A 16,187-nucleotide genomic window follows, 5' to 3' on the forward strand; every position below is an offset into this window, starting at 1 on the left:
TGGTGAGGTGGGGGAATGGTGCGGGCGGCCGGTACGCGGCCGTGGTGTTCGCTCGTCAGAGCCCGAGAACTCGCCGCAGCCACGGCACCCGGGCCGCGGTGGCCTGCCGGGACACCGCGGCGTCGGGCGCGTACCCGTAGAAACCGTGGAAGCCGCCGGGCCAGACGTGGAGTTCGGCTTGCCCGCCTGCTTGCCAGATCCGGGCCGCGTAGTCGAGCACTTCGTCGCGGAAAGTCTCGGCCGATCCGACGTCGAGGAACGCGGGCGGCAGCCCGGACAGATCCTCGGCGCGGGCGGGGGAAGCGTACGGCGGAACGTCGGCAGTGCCTCTGCGGTCGCCCAGCAACGCGGTCCACGCCACGTCGGTCATCTGCCGGTCCGCGACGCCCAGCCCGCTCATCTGGTGGGCGGACGGCGTGTCGTTGCGGTCGTCGAGCATCGGGCACAGCAACAGTTGGGCGGCCAGGTCCGGTCCGCCGCGGTCTCGGGACAGCAGGGCAAGCGACGCGGCCAGTCCGGCGCCCGCGCTCGCTCCGGCCACGACGATCCGGCGGGGATCGATGCCCAGCTCGCCGGCGTGCGCGATCGTCCATTTCAGTCCGGCGTAGCAGTCCTCGATCGCGGCCGGGTAAGGGTGTTCGGGCGCGAGCCGGTAGTCGACGGACACCAGGGCCAAGCCCAGTTCGTCCGCCCAGCCGAGGAATCGCGCGGTTTCCGGGCCTCGGTTGTCGCCGATGACCATTCCGCCGCCGTGCATGTGGAAGATCACGCCCACCGGCTCGTGCGCCGCCGCCGGACGGCAGACGAGGAGCGGGACCTCGGATGTCTCGTCCGGTCCCGGCACTGTGACCTCGCGCAGGTCGTAGCGTCCCCTCGGGTTCAGTCGTTCGTCGGGAAGCCGCAGCCGCTCCGCGAAGTCGCGAAGCAGCGGAATGTCCTCGGCGGTCGCCGCACGCGGCATCTGTTCGCGCAGCGCGGCCAGGGCGGGTTCGAGTTCGGGGTCGAAGGGCGGGGGAGGGCCGACCTTCCGGGCAACGTACGGCGACGTCATTCGATTTCCTTCGCGGGCTTGGGCACGGTGTCGTGCAGGTCGGATCGAGGGGTCAGGCAAGGGACGCCAGAGCGGCGCGGTCGATGCCGCTCTTGAGGATCTTGCCGGTGGCGCCTTTCGGCAGTTCATCCACAATGGACACAATGTGCGGTACCTTGTACGCGGACAGTCGTTTTTTGGCCCACGCACGGAGTTCGGCGGCGGCGAGCTCAGCGCCGGGGCGCAACGCGATCACGGCGGCGACTTCCTCGCCGTACGTGTCGTCCGGAACGCCGAGCACCGCCGCCTCCACGATGTCGGGATGCTGGTAGAGGACTGCCTCGACTTCCCCCGGATAGACGTTGTAGCCGCCGCGGATCACCAGGTCTTTCTTCCGGTCGACGATGCGCAGGTTTCCTTCCGGGTCCATGACGCCGAGATCGCCGGTGCGCAGCCAGCCGTCGGCGAACGCCTCGGCAGTCGCCTCCGGCCGCCGCCAGTAGCCCTTCATGACCACTGGCCCGCGAAGGCGGACTTCGCCTACCTCGCCGGAGGGCAGTTCGTTCCCGTCGTCGTCGCACACGCTGACCGCGCACCCGGGCAAGGCGCGGCCCACCGTCCCGGGCTTGTTCCGGCGCGCGGTCTGATACGTGGCCGCGCCGGTGCTTTCGGTCAGCCCGTACGCCTCCACCACGGTGCAGCCGAAACGGTTTTCGAACGCGCGCAGGACCTCGGCGGGCAACGACGCGCCTCCGGACAAGGCATGCCGCAGACCGGCCAAGTTCTGTTGCCCGGGTTCCGGCGCGGCTGCGTGCAGAATCGCGTTCCACATGGTCGGCACGCCTGCCAGGAAGGTGAGCCGGTCGCGGCGCTGCGCGGCGAGCAGTTCCCCGGCGTCGAACCGGGGCAGCAGGGACAGGCTCGCGCCGGCGTGCAGCATCGTGGTCAGGCACGCCTGGCCGTAGACATGGAACAGAGGAAGGGCTGTTCCCGCGCGGTCGTCCGGTCCGATGTCGTGGACGTGGCGAAACAGCGAGGCGCAGGCCGTGAAATTGCCGTGGGTCAGCTCCGCGCCCTTGGGGCGGCCGGTGGTGCCGGAGGTGTAGAGAATGCTGGCGGTGTCGCCGTCGGCGCTCGGGTGCACCGCAATGGTCCCGGTTCGGCCGGGGAGATCTGCGAGGTCTGGCCGGAGCGCTCGCCACGGCACGCCGAGAGCGTCAGCCGCCGCGCGCGGTGCCGCCGCGGACTCGTGCCAGCTGAGCACCAGACGCGCGTCCGAGTCTTTCGCGTAGTACTCCAGTTCCGGTTGCGGGGACATAGTGTTGACGGTGACGGCGATGCAGCCGGCGGCGTGGATGCCGTAGTAAGCGGCGGCGAACTCGGGCGAGGTGGGAGCGACGAGCAGGACCCGGTCGCCGGGCCGGACGTCGGCGCGGCGCAGCAGCGTGGCCACGGCGCCGATCCGGTCGACGAGCGTCCGATAGGTCCAGGCCTGGCCGGCGGGCCCGCGCAGCGCGATCCGCTCCGGGGACGACCATGCCTCGGCGAGGATCGCATCGGTGGTGTTCGCCATCGCGTCACCGCGCCGTTTCGGCTTGCAGCGGAGGGAATTCGGGGTTCCGGCCCTCGAGGTAGCTGGACACTCCCTCGCGAGCGTCCGGCCGGTGGAACGACTCGAACATCAGGTGGTCCGCTTCGGCGAACGCGGTCGCGAAATCGGTGTCCATCGCGCGGTGGACCTGGTGTTTGATGATGCTCATCGAGGTGGGCGAGCAGACTGCGGCCAGTTCGGCGGCGTACGCGACGGCCTGGTCCACGAGCGCGTCCGGCTCGACAATGCGGTCGACCAGGCCCATCGCGAGCGCTTCCGTGCCGCGGACCACTCGTCCTGACAGGAGCAGGTCCAGCGCACGGGCGCGGCCGACCAAGCGCGGCAGCAGCCAGGCGACCCCGTATTCGGCGATCAGGCCGCGCCGGACGAACGCCGTGGTGAGTTTCGCGTCGGGGACGGCGAAACGGAGGTCGCAGTACAACGCTTCGACCAAGCCGAGTCCGGCGGCCGCGCCGTTGATCGCGGCGATCAACGGTTTGCGGAAGCTCAGCGGATAGGAGCGCGGCCCGGCCGAACCGGGCGGTTCGCTGTCCGGTCCCGCCTGCTGGAGATCGGTCAGATCGGCTCCGCTGCAGAAGCCGCGGCCGGCTCCGGTCACGACGACTGCGCGCACGTCAGGGTCGGCGTCCGCTTCGTCGAGCAGCGTGAAGTAGCGGCGTTCGAGTTCCTGGGTCCAGGCGTTGAGCCGGTGCGGCCGGTTCAACGTGAGCACGAGCACCGCGCCGCGCCGCTCGGCGAGCACCGTCTCGTCGAGCGCGGCCGGGGTGGGAGTCATGCGGAAACCTCCGTGGTGTCCATTGTGGATGGTTGAAGCCGCCGGTTCAGTCGGCGGCGACGGCTTGTTCGAGGCCGGGCACGGCAGCCGGGTCGTTCCGCACGGCCTCGGGGTTCGTCTCCCGCAGGACCAAGGCGCAGACCAGCGTGATGGCGCCCATGGCCGCGAGGTAGGCCGACACCAGCACGGTCGAGCCCGTTTTGGCGATGATCGCGGCCATGATGAGCGGGCTCGCGCCGCCGACCGCGATCGAGGAGAGCTGGTATGCGGCCGAAATGCCGGAGTAGCGCACCTGGGGTGCGAACAGTTCGGAGAGATACGCGGCCAGCGGGCCGTAGATCAGGGTGCCGCCGAGCACGCCGACGAAGATGGCCGCGGCGAAGAGCGCGAGCGATCGGGTGTTCACCAGCCAGAAGTAAGGGAATGCCCAGAGAACGGTCAGCGTGGCGCCTGCCAGGACAACCGGCCGGCGCCCGATGCGGTCGGACAGCCATCCCGTGAGCGGCGTCAGCAGCGTGCCCGCCAGAGCGATCGGCGCGCCGACCGACAGGACCGATGAGATGCTGAACCCGAGCGTGGTGGTCGCGTAGTTGATGAGACCGGTCGTCGTGACATAGGAGACCGCGTTCGTTCCCGCCATCAGACCGGCGCCGAGCAGGATGACGCGCCAGTGTTTCCGGATGACTTCCGCCACCGGCGCGCGCACCACGTGGTGGCCGGACTGCTTGCCGCGCTGCTGCGCCAGCCGCCGGAATTCGGGCGTCTCGTCGACCTTCCGGTGAATGTAGAGCGCGACCGGGAAAAGCAGAATGCTGACCAGGAAGGGAATGCGCCAGGCCCAGGACAGGAAGTCGGCCGGGGAGACGAGATCGACCAGCAACAGGAACAGCAGGAGGCCGCCGGTGCTGCCGATTGACACGCCCATCTGGCCGAAGGTTCCCGCGAGTCCCTTGCGCTTCGGCTGTGCGGACTCAGTGAGCAGCAGGACCGTCCCGCCCCACTGCGCGCCGCACGCGAGGCCTTGCACCAGCCGGACCGCGACGAGGAGGATCGGGGCGGCCACGCCGATCGCGCGGGCGCCGGGAAGACAGCCGATCGCGAAGGTGCCCAGTCCCATCAGCGCGAGCGACACGATCACCATGCCCTTGCGGCCGCGGCGGTCGCCCAGGTGGCCGGCGATCAGCCCGCCGAGGGGACGGCCGACGAACCCGGCCCAGAACGTGGCGAAGGACAACAGGATGCCCGCCGTGGCGGAGGAATCCGGGAAGAAAACGTGCGGGAAAACCAGGCTTGCCGCCGTGCCGTACAACGCGAAGTCGTACCACTCGAACGAGGCGACGATCATTCCGGCTGCCAGCAGCTTGGCGCGCGCTCGTCCGGAGGGATGCCCCTGGACCGCCGGTGCGGTCGGGCCGGCATGGTGATCGGTCATCGGTGATTCACGCTCCTTTGCGTGCCGCGATCAAATCGCGAGAGTGCCCCCGGGTCGTCGTGCGTGGTCTCCTGGCCGTCTCGAAGCGACGGCCGCCCCCGGCATGCGGTCTCGCCGCGGGCGAGACTGTCGATCGTGATGCCGCCCCCGTGTCAGGCAGCCGGTCCGCCGGCCGCGTAGACGACCTGGCCGGACACGAACCCGGCCTGCTCGCTGGCCAGGAACGACGCCAGGTGGGCGACGTCCTCGGGCAGTCCGGCCCGGTTGACCGGGATGCCGGCGACCGCGAGCCTGCGGAGTTCCTCGAACGAGAGGCCCATGCGCCGGGCGGTCGCCCGGGTCATTTCGGTCTCGATGAATCCCGGCGCGACAGCGTTGGCGGTGACGCCGAACTTGCCCAGCTCCAGCGCCAGGGTTTTGGTCAGGCCCTGAAGCCCGGCTTTCGCGGCCGAATAGTTGGCCTGGCCCCGGTTTCCCAGCGCAGACATGCTCGACAGGTTGACGATGCGGCCGAATCCGGCGGCGACCATGTGCTCCTGGACTGCCCGGGCCATCAGGAACGACCCGCGCAGGTGCACGGAAAGCACGGTGTCCCAGTCGTCCGCGGTCATCTTGAACACCAGGTTGTCCCGGGTCACGCCGGCGTTGTTGACCAATACGGTCGGCGCGCCGACTGTCTCGACGGTGCGCCGTACCGCGGCCGCGACCGCTGATTCGTCCGCGACGTCGGCGCCGATCGCCGCGGCGGTCCCGCCGCGGCTGCGGATGGCTTCTGCAGTGTCGCCGCAGGCGCTCTCTGTCAGATCGACCGCTGCCACGGCCATGCCGTCCTCGGCCAGCCGGAGCGCGATCGCCGCACCGATGCCTTGTGCCGCACCGGTTACGATCGCCGTTCTGGTCACCGTGCCCACTCCTGGCCTCGCTCTCTGTCTGATGCGGATAGCCGCGGGGCTCGCCCCGGACGCTTCCGCGGCCGTTGCCCGCCGGATCGCAGCCGCGGCCTGACCTGTTCGCGCGCCGCACCGTGCTCGACGCGGCTCTGATCGTTCGGTTGTCCGCAGGCGGTGCCGGTCTTGCCGACTGGGTTTCCCGGGCTGCTGAAGGGATCCGGTCCGCGTGCGGCCTGCCGGCGGGCAGCGCCGGACTCGCGCGCCCGGCCGGGCCGGCTGGGCACCGGCCGGAGCCTCACCGGGCTCCCGCCGCACCGGCCGGGACCGGCGTCGGGGCGTGCGCTGTTTCCGTTTCCGTGCGGTGCCTGCGCAACTCGTGCCTGGCGATCGCCCGCTTGTGCACCTCGTCGGGCCCGTCGGCCAGGCGCAGCGTGCGCAGGTGCGCGTAGGCGCTGGCGAGCGGGAAGTCGTCGGTCAGCCCGGCTCCGCCGTGCACCTGGATCGCCCGGTCCACCACGCGCAACGCCATCTGCGGGGCGGCGATCTTGATCGCGGCGATCTCGGTGCGCGCCTCGCGGTTGCCGACCGTGTCCATCATCCACGCGGCTTTGAGCGTGAGCAGCCGGGCCTGGTCGATTTCGACCCGGGACTCGGCGATCCAGTCCTGGATGTTCGCGCGCTCGCCGAGCGGGCTGCCGAAGGTCACCCGCTCGCCGGCTCGCCGGCACATCAGCTCCAGCGCGCGCTCGGCCATGCCGATCGCCCGCATGCAGTGGTGGATGCGACCCGGCCCGAGCCGCGCCTGGCTGATCGCGAACCCCTCGCCTTCCCCGGAGAGCAGGTCCGCGGCGGGCACCCGGACATCGCGGAACTCGATCTCGGCGTGGCCCTCGCGGTCCTGGTAGCCGAAGACCGGCAGGCTGCGGAGCAGGGTGACGCCCGGGGCGTCGATCGGCACCACCATCATCGACTGCTGACGGTGCGGGGGCGCGGCCGGATCGGTCTTCCCCATCACGATCAGGACCCGGCAGTTGCGGTGCAGCGCGTTGGAGGCGAACCACTTCCGGCCGTTGAGCAGGTACTCGTCGCCGTCGCGCTCCATGCGCAGTTCGATGTTGGTCGCGTCCGAACTGGCCACCGCGGGTTCGGTCATCGCGAATGCCGAACGGATAGTGCCGTCCAGCAACGGCTTCAGGTAGCGCCGGTGGTGCTCTTCGGTGCCGAAAAGGGTGAGCACCTCCATGTTGCCGGTGTCCGGGGCCGAGCAGTTGCACGCCTCGGAGGCGATCGGGCTGCGGCCCAGGATCTCGGCCAGCGGCGCGTATTCCAGATTGGTGAGCCCTGGCCCCCACTCGCGGTGCGGGTGGAACAGATTCCACAGTCCGCGCCGGCGGGCTTCGGCCTTCAGGTCTTCGATGATCCGCGGATGATGGTGCGGGTCCGCTGCCTCGCGCATCTGCCGCTCGTACTCGGGCTCCGCGGGGTATACGTGCTCGTCCATGAACGCGAGCAGGTCCGCGCGGTACTGGCTCGCTCGTTCGGAAATGGAAAACAGGTCCACTGGACCCAGCTCCCCTCGACGGTGGCCGCCGGCCGCTGCGCGGGCGATGCCCGCCGGTCCGGCGCTGGTCCCTGCTTTCTACTTGAATTCGGATTCAAGTTCAAGTAGAAAGTGAGGACACCTCCCGGAAGGAGCTTTGCCACTCATGCTCGACATCACGCGACTGCCGGTGCGCCCCGCGACGTTCGACGATCTCCAGGCGCTGATCGGCCGGGAGATCGGGCCGACCGGCTGGCACGAGGTCACCCAGGAACGGGTCACCGCCTTCGCCGGCCTGACCCTCGACCGGCAATGGATCCACGTCGACGTGGAGCGCGCCGAAGCGAGTCCGCTGGGCGGCACGATCGCCCACGGTCTCTACAGCCTGGCGCTGGGACCCGCGTTCTCGTACGAACTGCTGTCCTTCGACGGCTTCGACCGCAGTCTCAACTACGGGTACGACAAGATCCGGTTCCCGGATCCGGTCCCGGTCGGGTCCAGGATCCGCATGCGCACCACGCTTCTTTCCGCCGAGCGGGTCTCCGGCGGAATCCAGTTGCGCAGCAGTCAGGTATTCGAGCGGGAAGGAGGCGGGAAGCCGATCGTCGTCGCGGAGTCGCTGGGGCGATTGGTCGAGTAAACGGGAGATTACCGGGCGATACAGTTCACCCGCACTGCCCGACCGGAAAGACTGCGAGCGGAGACGATGGCGACCCCAGGCGAGACCGGCGGCCCCGGCACGAGCAAGCCGGCACCGCGCAGCAAACGCGGCGAACGCACCAGAAACGCATTGATCACGGCGGCGCGCGCGGTGTTCGAACGGGACGGCTACCTCGAAGCCCGCATTGCGGACATCGCCCGGGAAGCCGGAGCGGCGACCGGTTCCTTCTACACCTACTTCTCCGACAAGGAGTCGATCTTCGCCGCCTTGGTCGAAGAGGTGCAGGAGGAGATGGTTCATCCGCACCTGCGCGAACGAACCGGAATCAGCGACCCCCGCCTGCTGATCGACTCGGCAAACCGGGAATACCTCAATTCGTACCGGAAAAACGCACGACTGATGGCCCTGTTCGAGCAGGTAGCGCACATCGATCCCGAATTCAGGAAACTCCGGATCGACCGCGGCATGGCGTTCTACCAGCGCAACGCGGCCATGATCCGCAGTCTCCAGGAACGGGGCGAGGCCGATCCCTCGCTCGACCCTGATGTCACCGCGCACGCACTGTCCGCCATGGTCGGCCGCATGGCCAACATGGTCTTCGTCCTCGGCCACCCGATTCCGTTCGACCTTCTTGTCACCACCCTGAACAAGATCTGGATCAATGCGCTGCGCTTGGAGTGAGAACGTTCTGAACTGGAGAAAACCATGTCTCAGCACCGATTGCGGTCTCTTGCGGCCGCGCCGCTCTGCCTCGCGCTCTCCGCCGCTCTCGCGACCGCCGTCCCGGCCGCGGCGACGGCGGCCGACGCGCCTGTCGTGTCCACAACGGACGGTTCGGTGCTCGGCACCGCTACCGCGACCGGCAGGCAATTCCTCGGAATCCCGTACGCCGCGCCGCCGGTCGGCTCGCTGCGCTGGCAGCCGCCGCAACCCGTCGCCCCTTGGACGGGGGTGCGCTCCGCCCAAGCCTTCGGCCCGCACTGCGCGCAGCCCAGCAAACCGCCGCTGGGCACCGGCAGCACGTCCGAAGACTGCTTGTACCTCAACGTCTATACGCCGGCCAGCCCGCCGAAGCGGCCGTTGCCGGTCATGGTGTGGATCCACGGCGGCGCGCTGACGATCGGGCAAAGCGACGACTACGACCCCCAGCGCCTCGTCGGCAACGGCGCTGTCGTGGTCAGCCTCAACTACCGTCTCGGCGCGCTCGGCTTTCTCGCGCATCCCGCACTGGCCGACCACGCAGGCGGCCCGTCCGGAGACTATGGCCTGATGGACCAGCAAGCGGCATTGCGCTGGGTGCAGCGCAACGCAGGCGCCTTCGGCGGCGACCCGGGCAACGTGACTGTCTTCGGCGAATCCGCGGGAGGCCTCAGCGTGTTGTCGCAGATGGCGTCTCCCGGCGCACAGGGCCTGTTCCAGCGGGCGATCGTGGAGAGCGGCGCCTACAACCCGACGCAGCGATCGCTGGCCGACGCCGAACAAGCGGGCGAGACCTTCGCCGCCAAAGCAGGCTGCCTCGACCAATCCGCCGAATGCCTGCGCGCCCTGCCGGTGTCGACGATTCTCTCCGACCAGAACTCCGGCGGTTACACGCCGAACATCGACGGCCGGACCCTGACCGAGTCGCTCGCGACGGCGTTCGCCTCCGGCAGGTTCAATCAGGTCCCGGTGATCAACGGGTCCAATCACGACGAATACCGCCTGTTCGTCGCGCTGGCCGAGCAGTCAGGCGTGAAAGTCACGCCCCTCACCTATGTGCCGCTCATCTCGATCGCCCTGTCGGTCGACCCGCTCACGGCGATGAAGATCGCTCAGGAGTACCCGCTGAGCGACTACCCGAGCCCGCCCGTCGCGCTCGGAGCAGCCGGCACCGACGCGGGATTCGCCTGCTCGGCGCTGAACATGGACAAGTCCCTGTCCCGGTTCGTGCCGACCCGAGCCTATGAGTTCAACGACGAGAACGCGCCGGTCCTCAAGCTGCCGCCGGTGAGCTTCCCGTATGGGGCCTTCCACGGTGCCGAGGTGCAGTACGTGTTCAACACCTCGACCGAGCCGGTCAGCGGCGGTCTGTCGGCCTCCCAGATCCAGTTGGCCGATGCCGTCCAACGGTACTGGACCGACTTCGCCGCGAACGGCGATCCGGGAGCCCGCGGCGTGCCGGTGTGGCCGCAGTTCAGCGCTGGCAACCCGGCGATGGCGTCGTTCGCACCGCCCTCGCCCGCGACCGAGACGGCCTTCGAGGCCGACCACCACTGCCGATTCTGGAATAACCTCGGAGTGCTGGGCCTGAACCGGTGAGGAGCGCCGGTGCCCGCGCGCGGCGCGGGCACCGGCTTCCGCGCCCGAAAGCCGGCCGAGAGCACGCTGCGTCGAGCGGGGACAGCGTTGCCGGAAAACCCGCGCGGTCTCGGCTGCGTCACTGCGTCGCCGAGTTCCTCCGCGCCCATCCGCCCGCCGCAACCGGGCGGCAGGCGTTCCTGCGAGCCCGCTTCGATGCCGGGCTTGCCCGGGTGCATTACCCCGAGGGGCGCGGCGGGAAGGGCCTGCCGCGAACCCTCCAGCCGGAAGCGGACCGGCCGTTCGCCTCCGCGGGCGCACTGGACAACGATCTCGCGGCCAACGAGATCGGTCTCGGCATGGCCGCGCCGACTATCCTCGCCTACGGCGCCGAGGAGCAGCGGCGCCGATTCCTCCGTCCATTGTGGACTGACGAGTAGATCTGGCACCAGCTCTTCTCCAAGCCCGGAGCCTGCTCCGGGCTGGCCGGCCTGTCCACCCGCGCGGTGCGCGACGGCGAGCAGCGGCGGCTGAGCGGGCAGAAGGTCTGGACCTCCGGGGCGCAGCAGGCGCGTTTCGCGATCCTGCTCGCCCGAACCGACCCGGAGGCTCCGAAGCACTGCGTCGTCGCCGAGCCGCTCCTCACGGCGAACCGGCGATCCAGGAGGCGCTGCTCGCCGGCGCGGCGCTGCTGGCCGCCGAACAACTCGGGATCGCTCAGCAGCGCCTGGACACCACAGTCGCGTACCTCAAGCAAGGTCGGCAGTTCGGGCGGGTCGTCGGCGGGTTCCAAGCCCTCAAACACCGTCTGTCCGACCTGTACGCAGAGATCGAACGAGGCGCCGCTGCCTCCCGGCATACCGCTGCGACCCTCGCCGTCGACGATCCTGATGCCCGTACCGCCGACGGCGTGGCCCAGGCGTTCTGCGGCGACCTGGCCGTCCGGGCCGCAGAGGAGGCCGACAGCTGCGCGGCGGCCTCGGCATGACTTGGGAGCATTCCCTACATCTGTATCTCAAGCGTGCCGAGGCCGATCAGATCGCCCTCGGCGCCCCGGACGCGCACCGTGGCTCCCTCGCCTCGTTGGTCGATCTGCCCGCTCCTGCCTGGTATCCGGTCATGACACGCGCCGCAGCGCCTCGCGCTTGAGATCGGCGAGCGCAGGAAAGCCGTCGACGGCCATGATCAGGTCCAGTTCCGCCAGCAGCGCGCGCACGACGTGGACGACTCCGTCGGTGCCGCCGAGCGCGAGTCCGTGGACGTAGGGCCGGCCGAGCGCGACCGCGGTCGCGCCCAAAGCCAGCGCCTTCGCGATATCGGCTCCTCCGCGCACCCCGGAGTCGAAGAGCACAGGGGCCCCGTTCGCAGCCTCGACCACAGCGGGCAGGGCGTCTATTGCAGGGAGCCCGCCGTTGGCCTGGCGTCCGCCGTGGTTCGAGCAGTAGATGCCGTCCGCGCCCAGGTCGAGCGCCCGGCGCACGTCGTCGGGATGGCAGAGTCCTTTGAGGACCAGCGGAAGGGAGGTGAGCGACCGCAGCCACGCCAGATCCGCCCACGTGAGCGGGTGGCCGGCGATATCCGCCCAGGCCAGCGCCGCACCGCGCCGATCCTGCTCGGGCGGATGGTTCAGCCGGGCGCGGAAGACCGGGTCGGCGGTGAAGTTGGCCAGGCAGTGCCCGCGGAGCTGGGGGAAGTTGCCGGTCGCGAGATCTCGCGGACGCCAGCCGGGGGTCCAGGTGTCCAAGGTGACCACGATGGCCCGGAATCCGGACTTCTCCGCGCGGCGGACGAGGCTCTCGGCGAGGTCGCGGTCGTCGGGAGTGTAGAGCTGGAAGAAACCGGGCGTCGCACCGAACTCCGCGGCCACGTTCTCCATCGGGTCGGCGGAGAGCGTCGATGCGATCATCGGCACGCCGGTGTTCGCGGCGGCGCGGGCGGTCGCGAGGTCGCCGTGTCCGTCCGGAGTGCAAATGCCGAGCACGCCGACGGGCGCGAGCAGGAGCGGTGACGGCAGCTGAAGCCCGAACAGCTCGACGGACAAGTCTCGTCGCGTGGTGTCGACGAACCTGCGCGGGACCAGGCCCCACTGGTGGAACGCGCTGACGTTGGCGCGTTGGGTCTGCTCGTCGCCTGCGCCCCCGGCGACATACGACCACACCCAGGGCGGCAGGACTGCCTCCGCCCTGGTCGCGAGCTCGGCGTGGAGCATTGGGTACCGGGGCCGGACGCCGTCCAGCCCGGCAAGGTAGATCTCGTTCTGATAGGAGCTGAACGACTCGTTCATGACACTGGTCCTTCCGGATTGCCGCGCGGTCGGCGCGGGCGTTGTCTGCTGTGCGGCCGACCGGCGCGGGCCGGATTCGGTGTAGACACTCAGTCGAAAAGATCGGGCTGCTCGGCGATGACCTCTTCCCACATCGGCCGCAGCTGGAACCAGCCGGAAAGCGGCGTGCCGGTCTGCGCGCGCACGGCGAGCGCGGTTTCCCGGTCGATCTCGTGCGGGTCGCCCGCCGCCATCGCCAGGAGCTGCGCCTGGCAGGAGCGCTCCAGGCTGATGAACCACCAGGCTGCCTCCGCGACGGTGCGGCCCACCGTCAGAAGGCCGTGGTTGGCCAGGATGACCGCCTTGTGGGGACCGAGCGCGGCGGCGATTCGCCTGCCTTCCTCCGCGTCGTTCACCACACCGCGGAAGTCGTCGTAGAGACCGTGGTCCTCGAAGTACGCGCAGGCGTCCTGCGTCAGCGGCGCCAGGTGCCTGCGCAAGGATGAAAAAGCCTTGCCGTGCACGGAGTGCGCGTGTGCCGCGGCGACTGCGTCGGGCCGGGCGTCGTGCACCTCGGAGTGGATGCAGAAGGCCGCGCGGTTCACCGGCCGCGTGCCCTCCACCAGCGCTCCCGACCGATCGACCAGGACCAGGTCGGAGACCTTGATCCGCCGGAAGCTCATCCCGAACGGGTTGACCCAGAACCGGTCCGGGTGCTCGGGGTCGCGCGCGGTGAGATGCCCGGCCGTGCCTTCGGCGAATCCGAGTTTCCCGAACAGCCGGAACGCCGCGGCCAGCTCCGCTTTGCGGTGCAGTCGCTCCTTCTCCGGCGACTCGAACACGGGCGGCAGCGGGAGGCGGAATCCCGCCGGAGCCGGCCCGAGCGCGACCAGTGCTTCCTCCGGAATCGACGGCATGGGAACACCCTCCTGTCCGCAAACGGATGCATGTGAGTATCGGATACATATCTGTATCCGATACGACAATGTATGATGCGCGGAGCCACTGCGGCGTGTCAATGACTTGGGAGGCAGCCGGTGCCAAGAGGACAGACCAAACGCAGGCCGCAGACCGTCTCGAGCCTGCTCGACGCTGCTCTCGAGGTTTTCGCGGACCGCGGGTTCCGCGGGACCTCGATCGAAGAGGTCTGCGAACGAGCCGGTCTGACCCGCGGCGCCTTCTATTCCAACTACCGCACCAAGGAAGAGCTGTTCTTCGCCCTGTTCGACCGGCACGCCCAGCGTGTCCTGGACCGGCTCGCCGACGCCGTGGACGCCATGCGGGGCTCTGTCGAGCCCCTTGCCGAGCTGATCAGCCGCACCAGCGCGGTCGACCACGCCGAGCACCGCTGGTACTTGCTGTCCACCGAGTTCACGCTGCACGCGATCCGCAACCCGGACGCGGCCCGCCGCCTCGCCGAACACGACCGCCGCCTCCGAGCCGAAGTGGTGCGGCTGTTCGAGACCCTGTTCGACCAGCTGGGCAGACGACCGACGGTGGACTTGGACTCCCTCGCCCGTTTCACGACCGCGTTGCACGAGGGCGCACTCGCCCAAAGCCTCGTCGAACCCGACCAGCTGGCGCCTGACGAGCTGGCCCGCGCCTATTTGCCGCCGCTCATCGAAGCGATATCCATCGCGAAGCCGGACGCCCCGCAGCCCGGCTGACCTGTCCGTGGCGACGGGCGAATTCGCCCGTCGAAAGAGAGAAGGTCGCTTCGTTGCCGGGAATCGTGCTGATCCCGGCTGAACGGGCGCGGAGGGGCCCGTTGCACGACGGTCACCGATTTATCGCGGAACTCCAGGAACTCTGGAGCGGTCGGGAAAAGGACGGTTTGGCTCTCGCAACCGAGGCCGGCCGGACGAGCGTGCTCGCCGGGTTGGCTTCGACTGTCAGCGGACACAATCAGATGCTGCGGCTGTCGCGCGAGCCCGTCGAGGCACCGCATGATTCTCGGCCTGCCGCCGGGTGCCGAGGAGTGCTCAGTGATATCGCAGCAGGCGGTCCTGGCGGTGTGCTGGTCGGCCCGTCGTGCCAACGACCGCAATGGACATTCCGGAACCGGAAGAAAGGCTTCCAGAAAACCAAAATCCCCAGGTCGAAAACTTCTCGAACCTGGGGAGTGAGGGTGCGCCATCAGGGGCTCGAACCCCGAACCCGCTGGTTGAGAGTTCGCTGCCTGAGGTGTCGGATGGTGTCGAGTGATGTCGGCCAAGACCTTTTCGTGTGCTGGCGAGGCTTCCGTGGTGTCGTGCTGTGTTGTCGTGTGTTGGAGGTCTCGGGCTCGCAAATGTCGGATGGCGTCGTCTGGTCCAGTACGGGTTTGGCAGAGCGTCGTGGGGTGGTCAGCGTGACGGGTCGGGTGCTCGGCGTGATCCGGTCGTATCCGCGGTGAGCGTCATGGTGGCGGTCGTTGTCGGGCTGATGTCCGTGAAGAAGCACCGAGCGAACCGGTTCGCATGGCCGAGCCGACTTGGGCGGCCCGGCTCTCATCGACGATGCCAGTTGATTTGGCGAGCGCCGGTTGGCTCTGGAATTCCCAGTTCGATCAGCGGGCGGGAGTGTCCGTCCGTGGTGCGAATCGTGGGTCGCGGCCTTCGGCGAATGCGGCTGCGGCTTCCTTGGCGTCGGGTCCGAGGGACGCCTCGACGCTGGCCAGGGTCTCGCGGCGCATGATTTCCTCCGTGGTTCCTTCCCAGGCTTGGTCGAGGAGGTTTTTGGCGAGGCGGAGTGCGGTGGGGGACTTGAGCTTGAGGCTGCGCACGATCGCGGCGATCTCGTCGTCCAGGTCGGCTTCGGCTACGACCCGGTTCACGAGTCCCCAGGTCCGCGCCTGCTCGCCGGTGAAAGGCTCGCCGAGCAGGATGATCTCCTTTGCTACCACCGGGCCGGCGGTTCGTGGCATGACCGCAGTGAAGCCGTTCGTGACGACGAGGCCTACTGCGGTCTCGGTGAAACGGAAGACGGCCGAACTGTCCGCGACCACCAGATCGGCGCTGAGGGCGATTTCCGCGCCGCCGCCGATTGCGTAGCCGTGTACTCGCGACACCACGGGGATCGGGCAGGCGCGGATGCGTCGGGTGATTTCGTGCAGGCGGTCTGTCGTGGCGGCCATTTCGTCCTCGGTCATCGGTGGCTGGTCGGCCTGCTCCGCTGACCACTTGAGGTCGTGGCCGGCCGAGAAGGCGCGGCCCGATCCGCGGAGGATGACGGCGCGCGTCGTCGGCTCCAGTTGCTCGAAGGCCTTGTCGAAGGCATCCAGGAGTTCGGGATTCAGGGCGTTGAGGCGCTGCGGCCGGTTCAGGGTGATCGTCAGGGTGTCATTTTCGAGCGAGGTCAGCACCACGGGTTCGGTCATGCGGGCATCGTCGGTGCGGACGCGGGATATTGCGGCGATAGCGGGCCAGGCGATGCCCGTCCGGGGGAATCGAGCAGACAGGTTCGCATTCGTGGTCGCGACTCCGCGTCAGCCGGGTTGTCCGATGAAGTCCGAGACGTGGAGATCGAGCAGCTGGTCGGCCAGGTCTCGGTCGATCTTGAGCAGGGGCATCAACGCCGCGGCCGCGTCTCCCCTCGACGAACACGACGAAACGGCCTGGATTATGGCTGCCGGGTGCTGTCGTGCCCGGGCGATTGCGTCCTGCATGTCTTGCCATCGCTCGTTTTTGGTCATCAGTGTCGGCTTTCTGTCCTGGGTATGAGCACCG

Annotated in this window: 15 protein-coding genes and 1 pseudogene; 6 read left to right on the top strand and 10 right to left on the bottom strand. The window is 69.1% G+C overall.

From position 1 onward, the window contains the following. Positions 1-55: 55 nt before the first annotated feature. From FKO37_RS15825 to FKO37_RS15850, 6 genes are all read right to left on the bottom strand, one after another. A complete protein-coding gene (locus FKO37_RS15825) occupies positions 56-1,051 on the bottom strand; it encodes an alpha/beta hydrolase (protein ID WP_238604835.1) in 996 nt (331 codons plus the stop codon). 52 nt (positions 1,052-1,103) lie between these two features. Continuing rightward, positions 1,104-2,603: an AMP-binding protein gene (locus FKO37_RS15830; protein WP_238604836.1), complete on the bottom strand. Its 1,500-nt coding sequence runs from the start codon at positions 2,601-2,603 to the stop codon at positions 1,104-1,106. Between the two features lie 4 nt (positions 2,604-2,607). Continuing rightward, positions 2,608-3,417: an enoyl-CoA hydratase-related protein gene (locus FKO37_RS15835; protein WP_238604837.1), complete on the bottom strand. Its 810-nt coding sequence runs from the start codon at positions 3,415-3,417 to the stop codon at positions 2,608-2,610. A 46-nt stretch (positions 3,418-3,463) separates the two neighbouring features. Next, positions 3,464-4,849 (bottom strand): MFS transporter, encoded by a 1,386-nt coding sequence (locus FKO37_RS15840; protein WP_238604838.1) that lies wholly within the window; start codon positions 4,847-4,849, stop codon positions 3,464-3,466. Positions 4,850-5,001: 152 nt separating this feature from the next. Beyond that, entirely contained in the window at positions 5,002-5,751 is a 750-nt protein-coding gene (fabG, locus tag FKO37_RS15845) for a 3-oxoacyl-ACP reductase FabG (RefSeq protein WP_238604839.1), read from the bottom strand. Between the two features lie 283 nt (positions 5,752-6,034). Continuing rightward, positions 6,035-7,300, bottom strand: coding sequence for an acyl-CoA dehydrogenase family protein (locus tag FKO37_RS15850; protein ID WP_308196530.1), 1,266 nt, complete (start codon positions 7,298-7,300; stop codon positions 6,035-6,037). A 145-nt stretch (positions 7,301-7,445) separates the two neighbouring features. On the opposite strand from FKO37_RS15850, the gene FKO37_RS15855 reads away from it, so the two are divergent. From FKO37_RS15855 to FKO37_RS15875, 5 genes and pseudogenes are all read left to right on the top strand, one after another. Continuing rightward, entirely contained in the window at positions 7,446-7,919 is a 474-nt protein-coding gene (locus FKO37_RS15855) for a MaoC family dehydratase (RefSeq protein ID WP_238604840.1), read from the top strand. A gap of 66 nt (positions 7,920-7,985) precedes the next feature. Then, on the top strand, positions 7,986-8,621 hold the full coding sequence (locus tag FKO37_RS15860) for a TetR/AcrR family transcriptional regulator (protein ID WP_238604841.1): 636 nt from the start codon (positions 7,986-7,988) through the stop codon (positions 8,619-8,621). Positions 8,622-8,645: 24 nt separating this feature from the next. Next, positions 8,646-10,238: a carboxylesterase/lipase family protein gene (locus FKO37_RS15865; RefSeq protein WP_238604842.1), complete on the top strand. Its 1,593-nt coding sequence runs from the start codon at positions 8,646-8,648 to the stop codon at positions 10,236-10,238. Between the two features lie 113 nt (positions 10,239-10,351). Continuing rightward, positions 10,352-10,837 (top strand): annotated as a pseudogene (locus FKO37_RS15870) (acyl-CoA dehydrogenase family protein); the annotation flags it as partial. 71 nt (positions 10,838-10,908) lie between these two features. Then, positions 10,909-11,205 (top strand): acyl-CoA dehydrogenase family protein, encoded by a 297-nt coding sequence (locus tag FKO37_RS15875; RefSeq protein ID WP_238608273.1) that lies wholly within the window; start codon positions 10,909-10,911, stop codon positions 11,203-11,205. Positions 11,206-11,334: 129 nt separating this feature from the next. On the opposite strand, the gene FKO37_RS15880 is transcribed toward FKO37_RS15875, so the two are convergent. Next, positions 11,335-12,501 carry an alpha-hydroxy-acid oxidizing protein gene (locus FKO37_RS15880; RefSeq protein WP_238604843.1) on the bottom strand — a complete coding sequence of 389 codons (1,167 nt, stop codon included), beginning with the start codon at positions 12,499-12,501 and terminating at the stop codon, positions 11,335-11,337. 89 nt (positions 12,502-12,590) lie between these two features. After that, on the bottom strand, positions 12,591-13,397 hold the full coding sequence (locus FKO37_RS15885) for a class II aldolase/adducin family protein (RefSeq protein WP_238604844.1): 807 nt from the start codon (positions 13,395-13,397) through the stop codon (positions 12,591-12,593). A 120-nt stretch (positions 13,398-13,517) separates the two neighbouring features. Here FKO37_RS15885 and FKO37_RS15890 point away from each other — a divergent pair, with 120 nt between their 5' ends. Beyond that, positions 13,518-14,147 (top strand): TetR/AcrR family transcriptional regulator, encoded by a 630-nt coding sequence (locus tag FKO37_RS15890; RefSeq protein WP_238604845.1) that lies wholly within the window; start codon positions 13,518-13,520, stop codon positions 14,145-14,147. Positions 14,148-15,028: 881 nt separating this feature from the next. Here the strand turns inward: FKO37_RS15890 and FKO37_RS15895 are convergent. Both FKO37_RS15895 and FKO37_RS15900 read right to left on the bottom strand, forming a co-directional pair. Next, positions 15,029-15,838: an enoyl-CoA hydratase/isomerase family protein gene (locus FKO37_RS15895; RefSeq protein WP_238604846.1), complete on the bottom strand. Its 810-nt coding sequence runs from the start codon at positions 15,836-15,838 to the stop codon at positions 15,029-15,031. Between the two features lie 108 nt (positions 15,839-15,946). Further along, positions 15,947-16,153 (bottom strand): hypothetical protein, encoded by a 207-nt coding sequence (locus tag FKO37_RS15900; protein ID WP_238604847.1) that lies wholly within the window; start codon positions 16,151-16,153, stop codon positions 15,947-15,949. Positions 16,154-16,187: the final 34 nt, after the last annotated feature.

The organism is Amycolatopsis sp. Poz14, from assembly GCF_006704225.1.
Classification (GTDB): domain Bacteria; phylum Actinomycetota; class Actinomycetes; order Mycobacteriales; family Pseudonocardiaceae; genus Amycolatopsis; species Amycolatopsis nivea.